This window comes from Kribbella polygonati, from assembly GCF_050320105.1.
Lineage (GTDB): Bacteria > Actinomycetota > Actinomycetes > Propionibacteriales > Kribbellaceae > Kribbella.
Map to the genome: position 1 here is coordinate 1,920,744 of NZ_CP190129.1, position 22,305 is coordinate 1,943,048.

At 70.5% G+C, this 22,305-nt stretch carries 18 protein-coding genes; 6 read left to right on the plus strand and 12 right to left on the minus strand.

Annotation, left to right across the window (positions count from 1 at the left end; genetic code table 11):
* Window positions 1-47: 47 nt before the first annotated feature.
* Genes ACQHIV_RS09035 through ACQHIV_RS09045 form a run of 3 tightly spaced genes read left to right on the plus strand, consistent with a single transcriptional unit; the run spans window position 48 to window position 2,314 of the window.
* Window positions 48-833, plus strand: a complete 786-nt coding sequence (locus ACQHIV_RS09035; RefSeq protein ID WP_427893018.1) for a GNAT family N-acetyltransferase — start codon at window positions 48-50, stop codon at window positions 831-833.
* Window positions 834-846: 13 nt separating this feature from the next.
* Window positions 847-1,581 (plus strand): SDR family oxidoreductase, encoded by a 735-nt coding sequence (locus ACQHIV_RS09040; protein ID WP_427893019.1) that lies wholly within the window; start codon window positions 847-849, stop codon window positions 1,579-1,581.
* Complete coding sequence (locus ACQHIV_RS09045) at window positions 1,571-2,314, plus strand: MerR family transcriptional regulator (protein WP_427893020.1); 744 nt, start codon at window positions 1,571-1,573, stop codon at window positions 2,312-2,314. Before ACQHIV_RS09040 ends, ACQHIV_RS09045 begins: the two co-directional genes overlap by 11 nt.
* On the opposite strand, the gene ACQHIV_RS09050 is transcribed toward ACQHIV_RS09045, so the two are convergent.
* Entirely contained in the window at window positions 2,265-3,833 is a 1,569-nt protein-coding gene (locus ACQHIV_RS09050; RefSeq protein WP_427893021.1) for an adenylate/guanylate cyclase domain-containing protein, read from the minus strand. The genes ACQHIV_RS09045 and ACQHIV_RS09050 overlap by 50 nt on opposite strands.
* 129 nt (window positions 3,834-3,962) lie before the next feature.
* Between ACQHIV_RS09050 and ACQHIV_RS09055 the strand changes: the two genes are divergently transcribed.
* Window positions 3,963-5,729, plus strand: coding sequence for a M1 family metallopeptidase (locus ACQHIV_RS09055; RefSeq protein WP_427893022.1), 1,767 nt, complete (start codon window positions 3,963-3,965; stop codon window positions 5,727-5,729).
* Window position 5,730: 1 nt separating this feature from the next.
* On the opposite strand, the gene ACQHIV_RS09060 is transcribed toward ACQHIV_RS09055, so the two are convergent.
* Window positions 5,731-6,591 carry a GNAT family N-acetyltransferase gene (locus ACQHIV_RS09060; protein ID WP_427893023.1) on the minus strand — a complete coding sequence of 287 codons (861 nt, stop codon included), beginning with the start codon at window positions 6,589-6,591 and terminating at the stop codon, window positions 5,731-5,733.
* A gap of 103 nt (window positions 6,592-6,694) precedes the next feature.
* On the opposite strand from ACQHIV_RS09060, the gene ACQHIV_RS09065 reads away from it, so the two are divergent.
* Window positions 6,695-7,375, plus strand: a complete 681-nt coding sequence (locus ACQHIV_RS09065; RefSeq protein ID WP_427893024.1) for a GntR family transcriptional regulator — start codon at window positions 6,695-6,697, stop codon at window positions 7,373-7,375.
* On the opposite strand, the gene ACQHIV_RS09070 is transcribed toward ACQHIV_RS09065, so the two are convergent.
* The 7 genes from ACQHIV_RS09070 to ACQHIV_RS09100 form a co-directional block, all read right to left on the minus strand.
* Entirely contained in the window at window positions 7,357-9,108 is a 1,752-nt protein-coding gene (locus tag ACQHIV_RS09070; protein ID WP_427893025.1) for a gamma-glutamyltransferase family protein, read from the minus strand. The genes ACQHIV_RS09065 and ACQHIV_RS09070 overlap by 19 nt on opposite strands.
* Entirely contained in the window at window positions 9,105-10,082 is a 978-nt protein-coding gene (locus tag ACQHIV_RS09075; protein ID WP_427893026.1) for an ABC transporter ATP-binding protein, read from the minus strand. Before ACQHIV_RS09075 ends, ACQHIV_RS09070 begins: the two co-directional genes overlap by 4 nt.
* A complete protein-coding gene (locus tag ACQHIV_RS09080; RefSeq protein WP_427893027.1) occupies window positions 10,083-11,054 on the minus strand; it encodes an ABC transporter ATP-binding protein in 972 nt (323 codons plus the stop codon).
* Window positions 11,051-11,929, minus strand: a complete 879-nt coding sequence (locus ACQHIV_RS09085; protein ID WP_427893028.1) for an ABC transporter permease — start codon at window positions 11,927-11,929, stop codon at window positions 11,051-11,053. The genes ACQHIV_RS09080 and ACQHIV_RS09085 overlap by 4 nt, the downstream gene beginning before the upstream one ends.
* A complete protein-coding gene (locus ACQHIV_RS09090; RefSeq protein WP_427893029.1) occupies window positions 11,929-12,882 on the minus strand; it encodes an ABC transporter permease in 954 nt (317 codons plus the stop codon). The genes ACQHIV_RS09085 and ACQHIV_RS09090 overlap by 1 nt, the downstream gene beginning before the upstream one ends.
* Entirely contained in the window at window positions 12,879-14,552 is a 1,674-nt protein-coding gene (locus ACQHIV_RS09095; protein WP_427893030.1) for an ABC transporter substrate-binding protein, read from the minus strand. Before ACQHIV_RS09095 ends, ACQHIV_RS09090 begins: the two co-directional genes overlap by 4 nt.
* A 114-nt stretch (window positions 14,553-14,666) precedes the next feature.
* Window positions 14,667-15,167 carry a GNAT family N-acetyltransferase gene (locus ACQHIV_RS09100; RefSeq protein ID WP_427893031.1) on the minus strand — a complete coding sequence of 167 codons (501 nt, stop codon included), beginning with the start codon at window positions 15,165-15,167 and terminating at the stop codon, window positions 14,667-14,669.
* 452 nt (window positions 15,168-15,619) lie between these two features.
* On the opposite strand from ACQHIV_RS09100, the gene ACQHIV_RS09105 reads away from it, so the two are divergent.
* Window positions 15,620-16,039 (plus strand): DUF4232 domain-containing protein, encoded by a 420-nt coding sequence (locus ACQHIV_RS09105; protein WP_427893032.1) that lies wholly within the window; start codon window positions 15,620-15,622, stop codon window positions 16,037-16,039.
* A 1-nt stretch (window position 16,040) separates the two neighbouring features.
* Here ACQHIV_RS09105 and ACQHIV_RS09110 read toward each other — a convergent pair whose 3' ends face one another.
* The 3 genes from ACQHIV_RS09110 to ACQHIV_RS09120 form a co-directional block, all read right to left on the minus strand.
* The gene (locus tag ACQHIV_RS09110) at window positions 16,041-17,183 is read right to left on the minus strand and encodes an SWIM zinc finger family protein (protein WP_427893033.1); all 1,143 of its coding nucleotides are present in this window, start codon (window positions 17,181-17,183) and stop codon (window positions 16,041-16,043) included.
* Window positions 17,180-19,555 (minus strand): DEAD/DEAH box helicase, encoded by a 2,376-nt coding sequence (locus tag ACQHIV_RS09115; protein WP_427896441.1) that lies wholly within the window; start codon window positions 19,553-19,555, stop codon window positions 17,180-17,182. The genes ACQHIV_RS09110 and ACQHIV_RS09115 overlap by 4 nt, the downstream gene beginning before the upstream one ends.
* Window positions 19,556-20,339: 784 nt before the next feature.
* Window positions 20,340-22,223 carry an ABC transporter ATP-binding protein gene (locus ACQHIV_RS09120; RefSeq protein ID WP_427896443.1) on the minus strand — a complete coding sequence of 628 codons (1,884 nt, stop codon included), beginning with the start codon at window positions 22,221-22,223 and terminating at the stop codon, window positions 20,340-20,342.
* Between the last annotated feature and the right edge of the window lie 82 nt (window positions 22,224-22,305).

The following is a 22,305-nucleotide window of genomic DNA, read 5'->3' on the forward strand; positions in this document are numbered from 1 at the left end:
AGATATGCAGCCAATAAGCTGCATGTCAAACCTGATTGGATGGCGGTGTGGACATCACCAGCCTCGGCTTCCGTACCGACCTGCTGCTGCTCGAGCTCGGCGGCAGCGAGTTCCGCGACACCGGCGAGTACGTCGTGGTCCGCACGCCGCAGAACCCCGGCTTCTGGTGGGGCAACTACCTGCTCTACCGGACGCCGTTCGCGCCGGACGACACCGAGCTCCGGCTGGCCGACTTCCAGCGCGAGTTCCCGGACGCGAAACATGTTGCGTTCGGCATCGACAGCACCGACGGCGACGCGGGCGCCGTGGACGAGCTGACCGCGGCCGGGTTCGAGATCGAGCCCAACGTGGTGATGACCGCCGAGCGGGTGGTCCCGCCGCCGCACGCGAACGAGCAGGCGACGTACCGCTTCCTGAGCAGCGACGACGACTGGGAGCAGGTGTACCACCAGAGTCTGGCCTGCGCGGAGATGACGGTCGACGACGACTACCGGGAGTTCACCCGGCGCAAGCTGGTGGCGAAACGTGAGGTGGTGGACGCGGGGAACGGCAAGTGGTTCGGCGCGTTCGACGGCGACCGGCTGCAGAGTTCGCTCGGCCTGATCTTCGACGGCAGCGGCCTGGGCCGGTTCCAGAACGTCCAGACCTCGCCGGAGGACCGCGGCCGCGGTCTGGCCGGGACCCTCGTCCACCACGCGGCGACGTACGGGCTGACACAGGCCCGGAAGCTGGTGATGGTGGCGGACCCGGCCTATCTGGCGATCCGGATCTACCGGTCGCTGGGCTTCGCCGACACCGAGACCCAGCTCCAGATCGCCCGTCCGCCCGCGTGACAGACTGGCCCGCATGAGTCGGGTTGTGCTGGTCACCGGAGGAAGCCGCGGGATCGGGGCGGCCGCAGCGCTCGCGCTGGCCGCGGACGGTTGGGACGTGGGCGTGAACTACCGGACGCAGGCCGACGAGGCCGCGCGGGTGGTCAAGGCCTGCGCGGAACTCGGCCGCCGCGCGGTGGCCGTCCAGGCCGACGTGGTCGAGGCTGACCAGGTCGAGCGGCTGTTCGACACCGTGACGGCCGAGCTGGGCCCGATCGGTGCCGTGATCAACAACGCGGGCGTGGTCTCGCCGTCCGGCCGGGTCGCGGAGTACGACGCCGCGCGGCTGGAACGGGTCTTCCGGATCAACTCGATCAGCGCGTTCCTGGTCGCCGGCGCCGCGGTCCGCCGGATGTCCACGGCGTACGGCGGGAACGGCGGCGTCATCGTCAACGTCTCGTCGCGCGCCGCGGTGCTCGGGTCGGCGGGGGAGTACGTCGACTACGCCGCGAGCAAGGCCGCCGTGGACGCGTTGACGGTCGGCCTGGGCAACGAGGTCGCGAAGGAGGGCGTCCGTGTGCTCGGCGTCCGCCCCGGCCTGATCGAGACCGAGATCCACGAGCCGGGACGGCTGGACCGGATCGGGACGACGCCGCCGCTGGCCCGTCCGGGGAGGGCGGAGGAGGTCGCCGAGGTGATCGCGTTCCTGGCGTCGGACCGTTCGTCGTACATGACCGGGTCGACGGTAGACGTCGCCGGTGGCCGCTAAAGCGCTCCGCCCGGTCGACCTGGCCCGTCGCGCCGGGGTCTCGACCCAGCTCGTCCGCAACTATGAGGCGGACGGCATCCTGCCGCCGTCGCCGCGCTCCGACAGCGGGTACCGGCAGTACGGCCCGGAGCATGTCCAGGCTCTGCTGACGTACCGCGCGCTCGCGCCGGGCTTCGGTGCGGAGACGGCGACCGCGATCATGCGCGCCGTACACGAGGGCGACGAGGCGCTCGCGTACCGGCTCGTCGACGCCGCGCATGCCGCGCTGCACCAACAACGCCAGGCGACCGATGCCGCCAGCGATGCGCTCGCGGCGTTGGCGGCGGAGTACGTCGACGAGCATCCGGTGACGGGGCCGTCGTTGCTCGTGGGGGAGCTGGCGCACCGCCTCGGCATCCGTACGTCGGCGCTCCGCGTCTGGGAGGCCGCCGGCCTACTGGCGCCGACCCGCGAGCCGGGGACGAAGTACCGCCGGTACGGCCCCGAGGAGGTCCGGGATGCGCGCATCATCCACATGCTCCGCCAGGGCCGGTACTACTTCGAGCAGATCAGGCCCGTCCTCGACGGACTACGCCGTACCGGCAGCACCGAGGCGCTCCGGACCGCGATCGCCGAACGTCGTGCCGCCCACGACCGCCAGACCAAGGCGATGCTGTACGGCGCCGCGCTGCTCCATCAGCTGATCACTGAGGGACCGCGAGCCGCGTCGGGACCGACCGTCCCCGCACCGTGACCAGCTCGCTCTGCCGCCACTGATCCGACTCGGCCGTCGCCGCCTCCTCGACCGCGGTCATCGACGCGATCAACCGCCCGGGCGCGGTCTTCGCGAGCTCACTGAGCCGCGCGGCCTCGTTCACCGAGTCGCCGATCACCGTGTACTCGTGCCGCCGTACGTCGCCGACCGTGCCGGCCACCACGACGCCCGCGGTGATGCCGAGCCCGGCGGTTGCCTCGGGCAACTCGTCGGCCAGCCGCCGGGCCAGCTCCCGCCCCGCGGCGAGCGCGCTGCCCGCGGGATCCGGCAGCTCGGCCGGCGCCCCGAAGATCGCCAGCGCGGCATCGCCCGCAAACTTGTTCACGAACCCGCCCTGCCGATCGACCTCGGCGACCACGATCGCGAAGAACCGGTTCAGCAGCTGCACCACCTCGGTCGGCGGCCGCTGCGTGGCCAGCTCGGTGGACCCGACCAGGTCGACGAACAGTACGGCGGCGAACCGCTCCTCGCCGCCGAGCCGTTCACTCGTCAGCGCCTCCCGTACGACGCCGGGACCGACGTACCGCCCGAAGACGTCGCGGATCCGCTCGCGTTCGCGCAGTCCGTCGGTCATCCGGTTGAACCCGGCCTGCAGCGACCCGAGCTCGGTGCCGTCGAAGACCGGGATGCTGACATCCAGCCGGCCCTCGCCGATCAGGCTGAGCGCGTCCCGTACCGAGCGGACCGGCGCCACCACCGACTTCGCCGACAACCAGGTGAGCAGGTAGCCGTTGCCGAGCGCCACGATGCCGAGGGCAAGGATCACCACGGCCATCCGGGTCGTGGTCACGTCCCGCTCGATCAGCGCGAGTACGGCGGCCAGCATCAGGCCCGCGACCGGTACGGCGGACCCGACCGCCCAGAAGAACAGCGTCCGCGCCTTCAACCCGGCCGCGAGCAGGCGTCGTGGCGGCGGCGAATCGGCCAGCGCCCGCGCCGCGACCGGACGGAGTGCGAACTCGGTCAGCAGGTACGACACCGAGCAGGTGATGATCGCGCCGTCGATCACGGTCAGCGCGACGCGCAGCGCGTTCGCGGGCTGCAGCATCAGCGTCATCACGGTGAAGAACACGGCCGCGACCAGCCAGAGCAACACCTCGATCAGCGTCAGCCGCAGCGGCAACTGCAGGGTGGCGATCTGTTCCTGCCGGGTCGCGGGCCGGCCGAGCTCGATCCAGCGGGTGGTCCGCCGGGTCAGCCGCCCGCTCCAGACACAGCCGATCGTCATCGCGACCAGGAAGTACGCCGGGATCACGATCGCGTCGACGAGCTGGAGCTGGTCGACCAGCGACGGCCCGGGCAGGACGAAGACGGCCAGCACGAACACGACCAGCGCGCCGATCAGGTTGGTGCCGATCGAGAACGTGGTCATCAGGATCTGCAGCCGGATCCGCAGCCGCCGGGTGCTCTGGTCGGCCGGTCCGAGCAGCCAGGACCCGAACGGGCGCCGCCTGAGCACCAGCTCGGGGTTGCCCTGGGCCGTCCGCTGGATGGTCATGAGGCCTAGTCTGCCAAGTCAGGAGTGAAGGCGGGTTTTGGCACGGTGGTGCGGGTGGCCCAGATTGGCCGCCCGAACAGGTCCTTACCTGGGTACTGTTCCTCGGACGCCTCACTCGGGGAGCTTCCCTTGACGCACGATCGCCACTCCTACGCCGAGCCTGAGCGGGTCCGGACGACCCACTTGGAGCTCGACCTCGCGCTCGACTTCGGTCAGCAGGTGCTGTCCGGCAGCGCGACGCACACGCTCGCCTGGACCGGTGCCGGTGACCGGCTGGTTCTGGACACCCGCGACCTCACCGTGACCGGTGTCGAGGGGCAGACCGACGACGGCTGGGAGCCGCTCGAGTACAGCCTCGCCGACGCCGATCCGGAGCTCGGTTCCGCGCTGACGATCACGACCGCGGGCCATCCCCGGGTCAAGGTGAGCTACCGGACCGCGCCGACCGCGAGCGGGCTGCAGTGGCTGGAGCCGGCGATGACCGCCGGTGGCGTGCTGCCGTTCATGTTCAGCCAGTCGCAGGCGATCCACGCGCGCAGCTGGGTGCCGCTGCAGGACACCCCGAGCGTCCGGTTCAGCTACGCCGCGCACGTCACGGCGCCGCCGGAGCTGATGGTGCTGATGAGCGCCGACAACGGTACGACGTCGCGGCGCACCGGCTCGTACGACGTGGTGATGCCGGAGCCGATCCCGTCGTACCTGCTGGCGATCGCGGCGGGCGACCTGGTGTTCGAGGCACTCGGCGAGCGGTCCGGGGTGTGGGCCGAGCCCGCGACGGTGCGGAAGGCGGCGACCGAGTTCGCCGACACCGAGGAGATGATGCGGGTCACCGAGGAGCTCTTCGGCCCGTATCGCTGGGGCCGCTACGACCTGCTCGTGCTGCCGCCGTCCTTCCCGTACGGCGGGATGGAGAACCCGCGGATGACGTTCGCGACGCCGACCGTGGTGATCGGCGACAAGTCGCTGGTCAGCGTGATCGCGCACGAGCTCGCGCACAGCTGGTCGGGCAACCTCGTCACGCAGGACAGCTGGGACGACATCTGGCTGAACGAGGGCTTCACGTCGTACGTCGAGAACCGGATCGTCGAGGCGGTGTACGGGACCGAGTTCTCGGTGATGGAGACCGCGATCAAGCAGCACGCGACCGTGGTCAAGCTGGACCCGCTGACACCGGCCGAGCTCGCGGTCGAGCTGCCCGGGCTGCACCACCGGTCCGAGTACCACGGGACGACGTCGACCGGGCCGCTGAAGGGGTCGTGGTTCCTGTCCTGGCTGGAGGAGCGGTTCACGCGGGAGGTGTTCGACCCGTTCCTGCGCGGGTACTTCGACCGGTTCGCGTTCCGCAGCATCAACACCGACGACTTCGTCGCGCACCTGCGGGAGACGCTGCTCGCGTCGCACCCGGAGGTCGCGACGGCCGAGGAGCTGGCCGCGTGGCTGTACGAGCCGGGGATTCCGGCGTTCGCGGCGCGGGCGGTGTCGGCGCGGTTCCAGGTCGTGGACGAGGCGCGCAGTACGTGGCTCGCGACCGGTGAGCTGCCGCACGGCGCGGAGCGGTGGACGACGCAGGAGTGGCTGCGGTTCCTGGACGCGGCTCCCGACGTACTGAGCCCTGTGCTGCTGCAGCAGCTGGACCGCGCGTTCGGCCTGACCGGCACGGCGAACGGCGAGATCGCGCGTCGCTGGTACCAGATCGTGGCCGCGAGCAGCTACGAGGCGGCGTACGCCGAAATGGCCGAGTTCCTGACCAAGGTGGGCCGGATGAAACTCGTCCTTCCCGTCTACCAGGCCCTGGCCGGCACCGACCGGGCCTTCGCGGCCGAGGTCTTCGCCAAGGCCCGCCCGGGCTACCACCCGATCACCACGGCAGCGGTGCAGAAGATCCTCGGGCAGTAGCTCAGAGGTCGAGCTTGCGGCGGTGAACCTGGGTTCGCGGGCGGTAGCCGAGGCGTTCGTTGGTACGGCGCATCGGGATGTTGGTGTCGACCGTGTCGGTGAGGAGGCCATCGAGGTCGGGGAAGCGGCGGCGGGTCTCGTGGATCTGGGCAGCCTTCATCCACAGCGCCAGCCCGCGGCCACGGTGCTCCGGAAGGACCGCCGTGCCGTACAGCTGACCGTCTCCCTTCCCGTCACCTGGTACGACGACCTCGGTGAAGCCGGCCATCCGCCCGGTGCCGTCCAGCGCGGCGACGACGTACAGGTGGTCGCCGCGCCCCTCGATCAGCCGCGCGGCGTGCCGTGTCCGGTCAACGTCCCAGACGTCCGCCCCGGCCGAGATCGACCCGGACGGTGCGTCGGACATCCCGACCCGCGCGTCGGTGAACGTCTGCACGAGCTCGTCCGGCGCGACACCCTCCCACGACACCAGCCGGTACCCGGGAACCGCCGGTACGTCCGGCGTCCGCTGGGTGAGGTCGAGCCGCGCGTAGATCAGCGTCAGCCCGATCTCGAACCCGTGGTACTGCAGGAACCGGTCACCGACCGACCCCGCGTCGACGTCGGTGATCAGCGTCCGTACATCGTGATCGCGGGCGCCGCCGGCGACCGCGCCGAGCAGTTGGGTGCCGATGCCGTGCCGCCGTTCGGCCGGATGCACGTTCAGCTCGAACTCGGCGAGATGCGAGTGCGTACCGCGGCTGTCGAGCCGGAGGAACGCCGACCCGGCCGGCGTACCGTCGGCGTGCGCGGCCAGCCACGCGATCCGCCGGCTCAACGGGCGGAAGTCGGGGTCGGTGAGGGGAATCAGTCTGATGGTCAAGCCGTCAACATAACGCGGCGCGGGACCACGTGCCCGATCGTGTTGCCGGGCGCCGGGGATCGGCTACGGTGACGCGAAGCCGGAGCGGGGAGAGGAGCCTGGGGTGGCGGAACTGGACGCAGTACGACCGATCCGTACGGTCGGTGCCGATCACGTCGCGCTCCGCGAGCAGGTGCTCGCCGAACTGCGCCGGCGGATCGTCGACGGCGAGTACGGCGAGGGCGAACGGCTGACCGAGACGCGGGTCGCGGACGACTTCGGGGTGTCGCGCAATCCCGTTCGCGAGGCGTTGCGGGTGGTCGAGGCGGAGGGGTTCGTGGAGATCCTGCCGCGGCGCGGCGCGGTGGTCACCACCCTCGACGAGACGGCGGTGCGGGACCTGTTCGCGGTCCGGGAGCAGCTGGAGACGCTGGCCGCCGGGCAGGCGGCGGAACGCGCGACGGCGGCCGGGATCGCCGGCCTGCGCACGCTGATCGACCAGGCCGCCGCGGCCACCGCGGCCGGCGACCTCGACCGGGTCGCCGAACTGAACAGCGACTTCCACCGCGCAGTCCTCGACGTCAGCGCCAACCGCTGGCTCCAGTCGATGTCAGCCGCCCTCTACCACCACGTCCACCGAGTCTTCCGCACCGGCGCCGCCCACCGAGCCCCCCACTCCCTGGACGAACACACCCACCTCGTCAACGCCATCGAAGCCCGCAACCCCACCGAAGCCACCAACGCCGCCCGCCACCACGTCCAAGCCGCCGCCCAAGCCGCCTTGATTCAGCGGCCTACCGCGTAGCCCTGCATGCCTCGGGGGTTGGCTGCGGCGGCTAGTACACCGTCGGGTTCTTTGCGTACGGCGCACAGGCGGCCGAGGCTCCATGGGTCGGACTCGGTGACGACGTGGCCGCGGCGTACCAGTTCGTCGCGGATCGCCGCGCCGACCCGGCTCTCGATCACCAGTCCACCCGGTTCCGTCGCCCGCGGGTAGAACGACGACGGGAACCCGGTCGTATGCCAAGCCGGTGCGTCAACAGCCTCCTGCAGATCAACCCCCGCCCCCAGGTGCCGCAGCAAGAACAGCAACTGCCACTGATCCTGCTGATCGCCACCGGGCGACCCACAAGCCATCACCGCAGCCCCGTCCCGCAGCACCAACGTCGGCGTCAGCGTCGTCCGCGGCCGCTTCCCGGGCGCGAGCGAAGCCGGCAACCCCTCCTCCAACCAGAACATCTGCGCCCGGCTCCCCAGACAGAACCCGAGCTCCGGAATGGTCGGCGACGACTGCAGCCACCCACCGCTCGGCGTCGCGGAGATCATGTTCCCCCACCGATCCACGACATCCACATGACACGTGTCGCCCCGCGTCTCACCCACTGGCGACACGGTCGGCTCACCGGTCGTCGCATCACCCGTCTCGTTGCCAACAGCAACCGACGGCAAGACCGGCGTACGTCCGTCCGGCCGCCCCGGCCGCAACTCCAGCGACGCCTCCGCCCCCACCAATTTCGCCCGCTCGGCCGCATACGCGGGGGAGAGCAGCGTCTCCAGCGGTACGTCGTACCCGTCCCCGTACCACGCCTCCCGGTCCGCGTACGAAAGCTTCATCACCTCGACCGTCGCATGCACGCCCTCCGCACTGTCGAGGTCCACCTCACCGAGCGCCGCCAGCACCGCGAGCGACTGCAACAACCCCGGCCCCTGCCCCCACGGCCCGGTCTTCGCCACCGTGTACCCGTTCCAGTCGTACGTCGCCGGGTCCTCCCAGCTCGCCTCGAACGCCGCCATGTCCGCGCCCGTGATCAGCCCGCCGTGATCCTCCCCGCTCGAGTCCCGATGCGGGATCCGCGAGAACTTGTCCACCGCCTCCGCGACGAATCCTTCCCGCCAGGCCTTCCGCGCCCGCTCGATCTGCTCCTCCCGGTCACCACCGGTCGCCGAGCCGACCAGCCGCTCGAGCGTCTCGGCGTACGCCGGGTTCCTGAACCCCCCGGTCACCGCCCGCCCGTCCTTCAGCCAGAGCGCCGCCGACGTCGGCCAGTGCTGCTCGAACAGCTCCTGCACGGCCCCGATCGTGTCCGCGATCCGAGGCACCAGCGGATGCCCGTTCCGCGCGTACTCGATGGCCGGCTCGAGTACGACGTTCAGCGGCAGCGTCCCGTGATCGCGGAGCAGCAGCAGCCACGCGTCCACGGCCCCGGGCACGGTCGCCGCGAGCGGACCGGATCCAGGTACGAGGCTGAGCCCGAGCGACCGATAGTGCTCGATCGTCGCCCCCGCGGGCGCGACGCCCTGCCCGCACAGGACCCGCGGCACCGGGTCGTCGGCGGTCGCGATGATCGCCGGTACCTCACCGCCCGGCCCGTTGAGGTGCGGCTCGACCACGTGCAGCACGAACCCGGCCGCGGCACCCGCGTCGAACGCGTTCCCGCCGAGCTCGAGGATCCGCATCGCGGACTGCGACGCGAGCCAGTGCGTGGACGAGACCATCCCGAACGTACCGCGCAAAGTCGGCCGGGTGGTGAAGGTCATGAAGCCGCTCCTTGAGTAAGTCTTACGTCTGGTCCGGTTCCGTCGTCGTGCACGAGGTGGCAGGCCACCTGGTGTCCACCTTCGCCGATCGTGCGCGGTTGCGGCACGACCGTCCGGCATGTGTCCACCGCGACCGGGCACCTGGTGTGGAAGCGGCAGCCGGGCGGCGGGTCGATCGCCGACGGCAGGTCGTCGCCGAGCAGCACCGGCCGCCGGGCGCGCTGCTGGACCGGATCGGGGACCGGCGCCGCGGACAGCAGCGACTGGGTGTACGGGTGCGCCGGCCGCCCGAAGGTCCGCCGCCGCGGACCCTGCTCGACGAGCTGCCCGAGGTACATCACCGCGACCTCGTCGGCGAGGTACTCGACCGCGGACAGGTCGTGCGTGATGAACAGGCACGCGAACCCGAGGTCCCGCTGCAGGTCGGCGAGCAGGTTCAGTACGGCCGCCTGCACCGACACGTCGAGCGCGCTCGTCGGCTCGTCCGCGACCAACAACCGTGGCTCCGAGATCAACGCTCGGGCGATGCTGACCCGCTGCCGCTGACCACCCGACAGCTCGTGCGGCGCCCGCTGCGCGACCTCGGGCCGCAGCCCGACCCGCCGCAGCTCCTCCGCGACCCGGTTCGGTACGTCGCCGCGCCGCATCAGCCGGAGTGGTTCCCCGACGATGTCGCCCACCGAGAGCCGCGGATCCAGCGACCCGGCGGGATCCTGGAACACGATCGACACGTTGCGACGATGCGGCCTGAGCTGACGGCGGTTCAGATGCGTGACGTCGGCGCCCGCGAGCCGGACCGTGCCTCCGGTCGGTTCGAGCAGCCGGACGACGCAGCGGCCGACGGTCGACTTGCCGGAGCCGCTCTCACCGACCAACGCGACCACGGACCCTTCCCGGATCCTGAGCGTGATGCCGTCGACGGCCCGGACCGGACCGAAGTGCATGACCAGATCCTCGACTTCCAGGGCATCCATTCAGACCTCCACTCGGGCGGCGTTCCAGCAGGCCACGCGATGCGGTCCGTCGCTCAACGCGGGCTGGGACGTCGTACAGGTGTCGAGCATCCGCGGACAACGGTCGGCGAACGTGCAGGCATCGGGCTGCTCGCTCAGTACCGGTACAAGCCCGGGAATCTCGTTCAGCCGTTGGGATTCCGCGGACCGGGCGGCCGCGGGGGACGCGCCGAGCAGCCCGCTCGTGTACGGGTGCCGCGGATGCGCGAACAACTCGTGGACGTCGGCGGTCTCCACCACTCGTCCGGCGTACATCACCGCGACCCGGTCGGCCAGGTCCGCGACGACGCCGAGGTCGTGCGTGATCAGCACGATGCTCGTCCCGAGGCGTTCCCGGAGCCCTCGCAGTACGTCGAGAATGCCCGCCTGGATCGTCACGTCGAGCGCGGTCGTGGGCTCGTCGGCGATCAGCACCTTCGGGTCGCAGGCGACGGCCATCGCGATCATCACGCGCTGCCGCATCCCGCCGGACAGCTGGTGCGGGTAGTCGCCGATCCGGCGTTCGGCGGACGGGATGCCGACCAGCTTGAGCAGTTCGACCGCGCGCGCCCTGGCGGCCTGGCGGCTCAGTCCGACATGGGTCCGCAGTACCTCGACGATCTGGTGGCCGACCGTGAAGACCGGGTTCAGCGATGTCATCGGCTCCTGGAAGATGTACGCCACCTCGCGCCCGCGCACCGAGCGCAGCGTGCGCTTGCCGGCGCCGATCAGCTCGGTGCCGTCCAGGACGACCGAGCCGGTGACGGTCGCGGTCCGGGGGAGCAGGCCGGCGATACTCATCGCGGTGACGCTCTTCCCGCAGCCGGACTCGCCGACCACCGCGAGTACTTCGCCGTCTCCTACTTCCAGGCTGACCCGGTCGACGGCGGACAGCGGTCCGTCCTCGGTCCGGAAGCTGACCGAGAGTTCGTGCAGAGTGAGGACAGGTCTCATCGGCGGCTCGCCTTCGGGTCGAGGGCGTCGCGGAGGCTGTCGCCGACGATGTTGAACGCCAGCGTGAGCAGCATGATCGCGACACCCGGCATCACCGCGGCCCACGGCGCCCGGGACGCGAACTGCTGCGCGTCCGCGAGCATCGTGCCGAGGCTGGGCGCCGGCGGCTGAATGCCGAGCCCGAGGAACGACAGCACGGCCTCGCCGAGGATCGCCGCCGGGATGCCGACGGTCGCCTGCACGATGATCGCGGACCCGGCGTTGGGCAGGATGTGCCGGCCGAGCACCCACGCGTCACCGGCGCCCTCGACGACCGCCGCCGCGACGAAGTCGAGCGACTTCAGCCGGAGCGTCTCGGAGCGGACGATCCGGATCATGCCGGGGATCTGCGCGATCCCGATCGCGATTGCGGCGTTGCCGAGGCTCGCCCCGCGGATCGCGGCCAGCCCGACCGCGAGGATCAGGAACGGGAACGCCAGGACGAGATCGGTCAGCCGCGAGATCAGCGCGTCGACGGTCCGGAAGTACCCGGCGATCAGCCCGAGCGGTACGCCGACGACCAGCGAGAACGCGACCGCGAGGACGCCGACGTGCAGCGACGCGCGGAGCCCGAACATGATCCGGGACAGCACATCGCGGCCGAGGTCGTCGGTGCCGAGCACGTACCCGGCGGTTCCCGGCGGCGCGAACGCGTGGTCGAGATGGTTCTGGGTGGGCTCGTGCGGCGCGAGCCAGTTCGCGAAGACCGCGAGGACCACCGCGATCGCCAGCACCGCCAGCCCGGTGAGGGCCAGTGGATTGTGGAGAATCCGGCGAACCACCCGCCGCCGGTTGCTCCGCAGCGGTGCGGCGGTCACTGCTTCGGCGACGGCCATCACACCTCACCTCGGACCCGGATGCGCGGATCGATCACGGAGTACAGCAGGTCGACGAGCAGATTGATGACGATGTACGCCGTCGCCGTGACCAGGACGACCGCCTGGATGACCGGGTAGTCGCGCTGGAACACCGCGTCCACGGTCAGCTTGCCGAAGCCGGGCAGCGCGAAGATCCGTTCGGTGACGACCGCCCCGGAGATCAGCGCCCCGAGCTGCAGCCCGACCACCGTCACCACGACGATGAGACTGTTGCGTAGGGCATGCTTTCCGACGACGGCCCGGGGCGGCAGGCCCTTGGCCTCCGCGGTCCGGATGTAGTCGGCCGACAACGCGTCGAGCATCGACGACCGGGTCTGCCGCATGATCACCGCGGCCAGCCCGGTGCCGAGGATCAGCGCGGGCAGGATCAGGTGGTGCAGGTTCGCGATCGGGTTGCTGAAGAACGGTACGAAGCCGGACGCCGGAAAGAGGCCGAGGGCAACGGACAGGTACAGGATCGCCATCAGCCCGAGCCAGAAGTGCGGCACCGACAGGCCGAGCAACGCCAGCCCGTTCGCGGCCCACTCCGCCGGCCGTCCACGCCGTACGGCGGCGAGCACGCCCGCGCCGACGCCGATCACGCTCGCGATCAGGATCGCCAGTACCGAGAGCTCGATCGTCACCGGCAACGCGCTGACGATCATCGACCGGACCGGCGCACCGGTCCGGATCGACTGCCCGAGGTCGCCGCGCGCCGCATGACTGACGAACTGCCAGAACTGGACGAGCCACGACTGGTCGAGCCCGTACTGCTGCCGGATCGCCCGCAACGACTCCGGATCCCGGTCCTCGCCGGCCAGCGCCAGGGCGGGATCCCCGGGCAGCGCCCGTACTCCGGCGAACACCACGATCGTAGCGAGTACGAGCGTCACCGCCGACTGCCAGAGCCGCCCGAGCAGGTACCGCCTCACTTCGCGAACCCCGCGAACGCGGTGCGGATCACCCCGTCGGGGTAGACCTGGATGCCGAGCAGCTTCTTCGAGACGCCGGTCAGGTTGCGCTGCCGGTACAGGTAGACGATCGGGTCGTCCTGCTGCAGCTTGCCGGCGACCTCGCCGTACAGCTTCACGCGCTCCGCCTGGTCGGTGGACTCGCGCGCCTGGGTGAGGAGCTTGTCGACGTCAGGACTGCTGTAGCCGGAGACGTTCTGGCTGCCGGTGGTGCCGACGAAGTTGTAGATGTTCGCGTCCGGGTCGACGCGGCCGGACCAGCCGAGCTGGAGCAGTTCGAAGTCGCCGCGGTCCTGCTGGTCGAGCAGCGCGGCGTACTCGACCGGCTTGATGACGAGGTCGAACCCGCCCTCCTTCACCATGCCCTGCAGGGCCTGCGCCAGCCGGAGGCTGTCCGGGTTGTTGGACGTGATCATCTCGACCTTGTACGGCGTACTCACGCCGGCGTCGGCCAGCAGTTGCTTCGCCTTCGCCGGATCGTGCGCCGGGCAGACCTGCGCCGCGTCCGAGGTGAACTCGCTCTGCGGCGAGATCGGCGAGCAGGCGACCGTGTTCAGCCCGTTGAAGATCGACTTCACCAGTGCCTCGCGGTCGATCGACAACGCCAGTGCCTGCCGGACCTTCGGGTCCTTCGCGAGCGGGCTGTCGAGTGGCTTGAGTGCGTTGCCGACGCCGTTCGCATTGGCGATGTTGATCGTCAAGCCCTGGTATCCGAGCGACTGCGACTGCAGAACGCTGACGGACGAATCCTTCTGCAACTCCGGTGCGTCCTGGGTCGACAGCGAGTCCGCGACCTGCGCGTCACCCGACTTCAGGTTCGCGGACCGGATGCTGGAGTCGGTGATGATCCGGTACTCGATCGCGTCGAGGTGTATCTTCGCCGCGTCGTAGTACAGCGGATCCTTGACCACCTTGATCGAGTTCTGCGCGACCCGGCTGGCGAACTTGAACGGGCCGACACAGACCGGCGCGTTCGAGAAGTTCGCGCCGAGCTTCGACACCGCGGCCGGGCTCAGCACCATCCCGGCCCGGTCCGCGAGCGCCGCGGTCAACGGGGCGAACGGCTTGGACAGCTTGATCACCACGGTCTTCGCGTCCGGCGTCTCGATCGAGGTGATCGGGCCGAGCTCACTCTTCCGCGCGGAACCGGCCAGCGTCAGGTCGCGGTTCAGCGAGATCTTCACCGCGTTCGAGTCGAAGGTGCCGCCGTCGGCGAACTTAACACCCTGCTTGAGCGGGATCGTCAGGCTGCGGCCGTCCGCCGAGACGGTCGGCAACGCGGTCGCGAGCTGCGGGACGACCTTCGCGTTTGGGTCCAGGTCGTACAGCTTCTCGCACATCGTGTGGAAGACGTACCGCGAGTACAGGCTGCGGGACAGCGTCGGGTCGAGCTTGTCCGGATCCGCGGACAGCGCGACCGTCAACGTCCCGCCCTGCTTGACCTGCGCCGCGTCGGCCGCCGCCCCGAAGACGTCCTGCCCGGCGGACGACGTACCTCCCGACGGGCTGTCGCCGGCGGGCTGCACGGGCGAGCACGCCGTACCGGCCAGAGCCAGCGCGACCACGGCCGCGCCGGCTCCGACAGGTGCCCGGCGGGAGATGAAGCGGTTCAGTGCGAGTCGACGAGTCATCGCATGCTCCTGTGTAGGCGGGGTACTGTCGACTGTTTCATGTATACAAGGAGCCTGCGCAAGTGATTCGGCGAGTTTGAGTGAAAGCTTGACCAGACCCGCCGGGCGGGCCGGTCACATGTCGATCGGGTAGCTGAGGGTCCCGGTCGGCACGGGATCCTCGCCGAGAGCGAGCGCCATCAGGTGCGGCCCGCCGTACTTCGGGTGATGGATGCCGAACTCGCTCGCCGGCCGGAACCCGAACCGCGGGTAGTACGTGTCGTGCCCGAGCACGACAACCGCCGGTTCGGTGCGCTCACGCGCAGCCGCCAGCGCCGCCCGTACGGCGGCATCACCGACACCTTGCCGTTGGTACGCGGGGAGTACGGCCACCGGGCTGAGCGCCAGGATCGGCACGTCATCGACGTACCCACGGGTGAGCAGTGCGTACCCGACCGGCCGGTCATCGGAGTCAGTGGCAACGAACATCAGCCCGGGGATCCAGGCGGCCGGTTCGGCGCGGTGCGCGTCGAGAAAGTCCACCTCGAACTGGCGGCCGAAGGCGTCCCGGGTGATGTCGCGCAGCGGTTCGAGGTCGGAGTCGATCTCGACACGGGTGTTCCAGGCGTTGGACAACGGAGATCCCTTTCAGAGTTGACGAGTGTGGTTGACGGCCGTGCACGCTGCCGGACGTGCGGCAGCGCAGAATCGCGCGGTCATCAACCCCACCTCCCTCTGTCTCCTAAGCTCGGCACAACTTTAGCCGGGCGTGGCGCGTCAGTCATGCGAGTTAACGACGCAGTTCGACGAGGGGAACCGCAATGAACGTTGTCGCCCGGGGGAACCGTCAAGGTCTCGGCAGATTCAGAACATATGTACTGGGAGCCGGCGCGGCCGCCGCGCTCCTGACGGCCGCGGCCTGCGGCACGACCGACGCGTCCTCGGACGGCGGCAAGCCGTCGGACCGGGGCAGCACACCGACCGCGCAAAGCAGCACCACTCCGTCGCCCAGCGCAACTACTTCGGCAACCAGAACGAAGTCCACAACCCCGACGGAGCCGGTGGACGACTCCGCTGACCTCTGCCAGATGGCGGACCTTTCCTTCAAGGTCACGAACTACGACGGCCCGGGTGAGAACGTCCGCCACCTGATGCTCGTCGCCACCAACAAGGGCGCCAAGAAGTGCGCCGTCCACAGCTACCCCGTCGTCATGCTCGGCAACGCCCAGCGCCCCGCCCCGGTGATGGCCGGCGGTGCGGACGAGGTCGTCACCCTCGCCCCGGGCGAGAAGGCGTACGCCGGCATCCTCGCCACCGGCGGCCACCTGGACACCTACACGGTGAAGTCGATGACCGTCGGCCTCGGCAGCCCCGGCGGTGAGACCGAGCCGGAGAAGCCGGTCAAGGTGAAGATGCCGGTCACCTCGTTCGAGGCCGACGACGGCCAGCGCGTCACCGACTGGGCCGGCACCGAGGGCCTCGCGATGCGCCCGGTCACCGAGTCCTGACCTACCACTCGACGACGAGAGCGTCCCTGGACGGCGGCCCGGTCGGCGTCCAGACCTCGTCGATCAGCCGGTACGGATGCCACCGACCCTCACGGTCGAGCCGCAGTTGGGTGTCCGGACCGAGCGTCAACCGGTTGCCCGACACCGTGGTGACCACGTCGTCGTCGGCCGCCTGGAGCTCGGTCCGCGCCCGGTTCAGCTCCGCCGCGTCGGGCGTCCAGGTGTGTTCGAGTACGTCGAGCCCGGGCGCCCCGCCGTATCGCCAGGCCTGGATGCCGAGGGCAACGTCTTCGCCGGCGTCGAGCTGCGGGAAGTCGGCCGCCAGGCGGACGGTGTCCTGCCACTCGTCCAGCGGCCGCGGTACGGCGGTGTTGTGGAGGAGCGCGTTGAGGATCGAGCGGGCACGGCGGGCCGCGTCCAGTACGAGCAGCTGGAACGTCGCCGGGCCGAACCCGTCGGGCGGCTCGATGCCCGCGACGGCGAGCTGATCGATCGTCACCTTCGCGGGCAGCTCCGGCGGCTCGGGCAGCTCCGCGGTGGGAGTGGTGACGGCGTCGGCGATCGAGACGCCGGCCTCGACGGGTTGGGCCGCGGACTCCTGCAGCTCGTCGAGGAGCGCCTCGCGGGTCCGCCCGCGGAGCAGCAGCAGGACGAACGGATCCGCGTCGAGCAGCCAGGCGACCTGGTAGCAGAGCGCGGCGGCGTGCTGGCAGGGGAGTTCCCACGCGTCGCACGTACAGCTCGGGTCGAGGTCGCCGATCCCGGGAAGCAGAGTCACGCCCGCGTCGGACGCCGCCTCGACCAGGCTGTGCGGCATCTCGCCGTCCAGCAGCGCCGCGATGTGCCCGGCCCGCGCGGCGACCTGCTCCTGGAACCGGAGCCAGTCGTCCTCGCTCAGCTCGTCGACCTCGACGACCGACTCGTACGTGTCCTCGGGGGAGTACACGGTGGCGGCGATCCGGCCCGGGCTGATCGTGATCGTCCCGACCTGGCCGGAGTTCGCGTACCGCCGGCCTCGTCGGAGCTGGTCGTTGTCGAGCGACGTGTCCTCGAGGGCCTGCACCCACGCCTTCGCCCACCACGAGCGGCCGCGCGTACTGCGCCGCTGCGCCGAGAACGCCGGGAAGCCCTGCGCGGCGGTCATCGCGCACCGCCCCGCAGCTCGACGAGATCGGCCAGCTCGGTGTCGGACAGCTCGGTCAGCGCGGCCTCGCCCCCGGAGAGCACTGCCGCGGCGAGCTCGCGCTTGGTCGCGAGCATGCCGGCGATCCGGTCCTCGATGGTGCCTTCGGCAATCAACCGGTGCACCTGCACCGGCCGGGTCTGGCCGATCCGGTACGCCCGGTCCGTCGCCTGGTCCTCGACCGCGGGATTCCACCAGCGGTCGTAGTGCACGACATGCTCGGCCCGCGTCAGGTTCAACCCGGTGCCCGCGGCCTTCAGCGACAGCAGGAACACCGGCACCTCGCCGGCCTGGAAGCGGTCCACCATCTCCTCGCGCTTCGGGACCGGCGTACCGCCGTGCAGTAGCTGGGAGTTGATCCCGCGCTCTGCCAGGTGCCGCTCGAGCAGCCGGGCCATGGCGACGTACTGCGTGAACACGAGGACAGCGCCGTCCTCGGCGAGGATCGTCTGCAGGAGTTCGTCGAGCAGCTCGAGCTTGCCGGAGCGGCCGGTGAGGCGGGCGTCGCCGGGCTCCTTGAGGTACTGCGCGGGGTGGTTGCAGATCTGCTTGAGCCCGGTCAGCAGCTTCACGATCAGGCCGCGGCGTGCCATCCGGTCGCTCGCTCGCACCTCGTCCATGAGTTCGCGGACCGTTGCCTCGTACAACACGACCTGCTCGCGGGTGAGGGACACCGGCTGGTCGGTCTCGGTCTTCGGCGGCAGCTCCGGCGCGATGCCCGGGTCGGACTTCTTCCGGCGCAGCAGGAACGGCCGAACGAGCTTCGCCAGCCGCGCGGCGACCTCCTCGTCCTTGTCCGCCTCGATCGGCGTCGCCCACTGGTTGCGGAACGACCCCAGCCGGCCGAGCAGCCCGGGCGTGGTCCAGTCGAGGATCGCCCACAGCTCGGACAGATTGTTCTCGACCGGCGTACCGGTGAGGGCGACCCGTGCTTTCGCGGGGACGGTGCGCAGCGCCTTCGCCGTACCGGACGACGGGTTCTTCACGTGCTGCGCCTCGTCGGCGACGACCAGCGCCCAGGGATGCTCGGCCAGCCGTACGGCGTCGCGGCGGAGCGTGCCGTATGTCGTGAGGACGAAGCCGTCCTGCGCCTCGTCGAGCGAGCGGGACGTGCCATGGAAGCGGCGTACCGGCGTACCGGGGGCGAAGCGGTGGATCTCGCGCTCCCAGTTGCCGAGCAGCGACGCCGGGCAGACGACGAGCGTCGGGCCGGCGGTGTCGCCGGACTGCTGGCGGTGCAGGTGCAGGGAGATCAGCGTGATCGTCTTGCCGAGGCCCATGTCGTCGGCGAGGCAGCCGCCGAGGCCGAGCGACGTCATCCGGGACAGCCAGCGGAGACCGCGGAGCTGGTAGTCGCGGAGCGTCGCCTCGAGGCCAGGTGGGGCTTCGACCGGCTCGTCGGCGCGGTCCGGGTCGGCGATCCGGGCTCGGAGGTCGTCGAGCCACTTCGCCGGGGTGACGGTGACCTGCCGGCCGTCGATCTCGGTCGTACCGGTGAGTGCCACGCCGAGTGCGTCGATCGCGGTGACCGGTTTGAGGATCCGCTCGCGGGCCTTGCGGGCCAGCTCCGGGTCGATCAGCATCCACTGGTCGCGGAGCCGTACGACCGGGCGGGTGGACTCGGCGAGCTGGTCGAGCTCGGCCGCCGTCAACGGGTCGTCGCCGAGCGCGACCTGCCAGCTGAAGTCGAGCGTACGGTCGCCCTGGAAGAAGCCGGGCAGGTCGCTGGGCGGACCGTCGCCCGAGGTGATCGCCGCACGCGCGGTGAGCGACCGCCCGAGGCTGCGCGGCCAGTGCACGTCGACTCCGGCGGCCGCGAGCCGCTGAGCGGAACCGGCCAGCAGGTCGGCGACCTCCTCGTCGGCGAGCTCCATCCGATCCGGTACGGCGGACTCGAGCAACTGCCCGAGCGGCCGCCAGACCCGCGCGGCCCGGCGGATCGCCAACGTCGCGTCGATCCGCGCCCGCGGACCGAACCCCGGTACGTCGCTCGACCAGACGTCGTCCGCGTCACTGACCAGGGTCGGATCCTTCAAGCTGTGCAGCTGTACGACGGCGCCGAACGACTGCCGCTCGCCCATCTCCACCCGCAACGAGATCCGCACACCCGCGTCCAGCCCCGCCGACACCTCATCCGCCCACCCCCGCAACCGCTCAGCCCGCTGCGGCGCCACCCCCGCAAACAACCCGGTCCGATGCACCTCGCCCGCCGCCGGCGACCGCGGCATCCCATCCGCCACCGCATCCAAAAACTCCCGCACCAACTCCTCACCCACCGGCAACCGCACTTCAGCCTGTCCGCTGAGGGGGAGGGCTCGGGCGGTGAGGGGCATGGACTCGGCGAGGTCGAGGATGCGGGTGACGTCTTCGGGGTCGAGGGGGCCGACGCGCCAGGCGTCGTGGCCGGCGGGGGAGACGCCGGGGAGGAGTTTGCCGCGGGCAACCAGCTGGAGCGCGACCAGCGACGCCGCACCCCAGAACGCGGCCGACGGATGCGCACCAGGCACCCGCCGCAACCGCCCGAGCACCGGCACCGCCTCCGCCACCGGCACCTCAATCGCCCGAACAGTCCGCAACACCACCCCACCCGCCGACGACCCCGCAGTCCCCCCACCCGACAACGGCGCGGTCGGGCTTGCGTCGTCTGACGCATTCGTCGGACGAGGTGCGGGGGCGACCTCGTCCGCGCCAAGGGCGAGGGTGAGGTTTACCTGGGGGCCGAGGTGTAGGGGGAGGGGCTTACCAGTTGGGTCCCAGAAGGCTAGGTGGCTGGTGCGGGGTGGGTCGGAGGGGCGGAAGACCACTGCGTATCCGGCGAGTTCCTGTCCTGCGTCCAGCACCCCGTGAACCTCCACCGTCGAATCGGAACAACAGACCCCAGGCATCCTCCCTCACCACACAAGGCGGTTTCAGCCAGGCGCCTGGACTCCCGGCAGCTTCCCGTCACCCTCACAGGTCCGGCACTCCTCGAGCACCCACGCCGTCGCCGCCGGGCCGGTCGGGTGATTTCCCTGCAGGTGAACGATTCCCCGTGCTACCCGGATCCCTCCGCTGCCGTCGCAGGTCGGGCAAATGGTGTTGATCGTCCCCTGCTCGTCCACGCCACAGTCTCTCCGGTCAGCCCGCCGATGACAAAGCGCCGGCATCGCGCCCGGCCGTGTCGTACTGCGTCCGGTACAGCTCCTCGTACCGCCCGCCGGCGGCGAGCAGGTCGGCGTGCCGGCCGCGCTCGGCGATCCGCCCGCCCTCGATCACCAGGATCTGGTCGGCCGCCCGGATCGTCGACAACCGGTGCGCGATCACCACCGCCGTACGCCCCGCGAGCGCCTCGGTCAGCGCCTCCTGCACGGCGGCCTCGTTGGTCGAGTCGAGCGCGGCCGTCGCCTCGTCGAGGATCACCACCCGCGGCTGCGCGAGCAGCAACCGCGCGATCGTCAGCCGCTGCCGCTCACCACCGGACAGCCGGTACCCGCGCTCACCCACAACAGTGTCCAGCTGATCAGGCAACGACCTGATCAGCTCGAGCAACCGTGCCCGCTCCAGCGCGTCCCACAGGTCCTCCTCGGACGCCTCCGGACGCGCGAGCAGCAGGTTCTCCCGGATGGAGTCGTGGAACAGGTGCCCGTCCTGCGTCACCATCCCGAGTGTCTGCCGCAACGACTCTGCCGACACGTCCCGTACGTCGGTCCCGGCCAGCCGCACCGCTCCGGAGTCCACGTCGTACAGCCGGGGGATCAGCTGCGCGATCGTCGACTTGCCGGCCCCGGACGAACCGACCAGCGCGACCATCTCCCCGGGCTCGGCGCGGAACGAGACGTCGTGCAGCACCTCGACGCCGCCGCGGGTGTCGAGTTTCGCGACCTCCTCGAGCGACGCCAGCGAGACCTTGTCGGCCGACGGATACGCGAAGCTCACCCCGTCGAACTCCACCGCGACCGGCCCTTCCGGCACCCGGCCGGCGTCTGGCTTGTCCTTGATCAGCGGCTCCAGGTCCAGCACCTCGAAGACCCGCTCGAAGCTGACCAGCGCGGTCATCACCTCGAGCCGCGCGCTCGCGAGCGCGGTCAGCGGCGAGTACAACCGGGTCAGCAGCAACGCCATCGACACCACCGAACCGGCATTGAGCTGGTTCTTCAGCGCCAGGAACCCGCCCAGCCCGTAGACGACCGCGAGCGCGAGCGCCGACACCAACGTCAGCGCGGTCACGAAGATCCACTGCACCATGGCGGTCCGTACGCCGATGTCGCGCACCCGCCGGGCGCGCACCGCGAACTCCTCCGACTCGCGCGCGGGCCGCCCGAACAGCTTCACCAACGTCGCACCCGGCGCCGAGAACCGCTCGGTCATCTGCGTGCTCATGGTCGCGTTGTAGTCCGCCGCCTCCCGCTGCAGCCCGGCCAGCCGCCGCCCGATCCGGCGGGCCGGAACGACGAAGACCGGCAGGATGACCAACGCGAGCAGCGTGATCTGCCACGACACGGTGAGCATCACCCCGAGCGTGAGTCCGAGCATCACCAGGTTGCTGACGACACCGGACAGCGTGTCGCTGAACGCCCGTTGCGCCCCGATGACGTCGTTGTTCAGCCGGGAGACCAGCGCGCCGGTCCGGGTCCGGGTGAAGAACGCGATCGGCATCCGCTGGATGTGGTCGAACACCGCCGTCCGGAGATCCAGGATCAGCCCCTCGCCGATCTGCGCCGACAACCATCGGGTCAGCATGCTCAGGCCGGCCTCGGCAACCGCGATCACCGCGATCAGCACCGCGAGCCCGAGCACGACGCCGAACGGCCTCGCGCCGACGATCGCGTTCACGACCTTGCCGGCCAGCACCGGCGTGGCGACCGCGAGCACGGCCGCCCCGACGCTCAGCACCAGGAACCAGACCAGCTGGGTCCGGTGCGGACGGGCGAACGCGAGGATCCGCCGCAGGGTGGCGCGGGAGAACGGTCTCTTGTCGTCCTGGGCGTGCATCGCGTGGTACATCGAGTTCCACGCGGTCATTTCCATGCTCACGGCAGTGCTCCGCAGGTTGGTCGGCTGGGGACGTCGATGATTCCGTACGGCACCGACAAAACCTGACAGT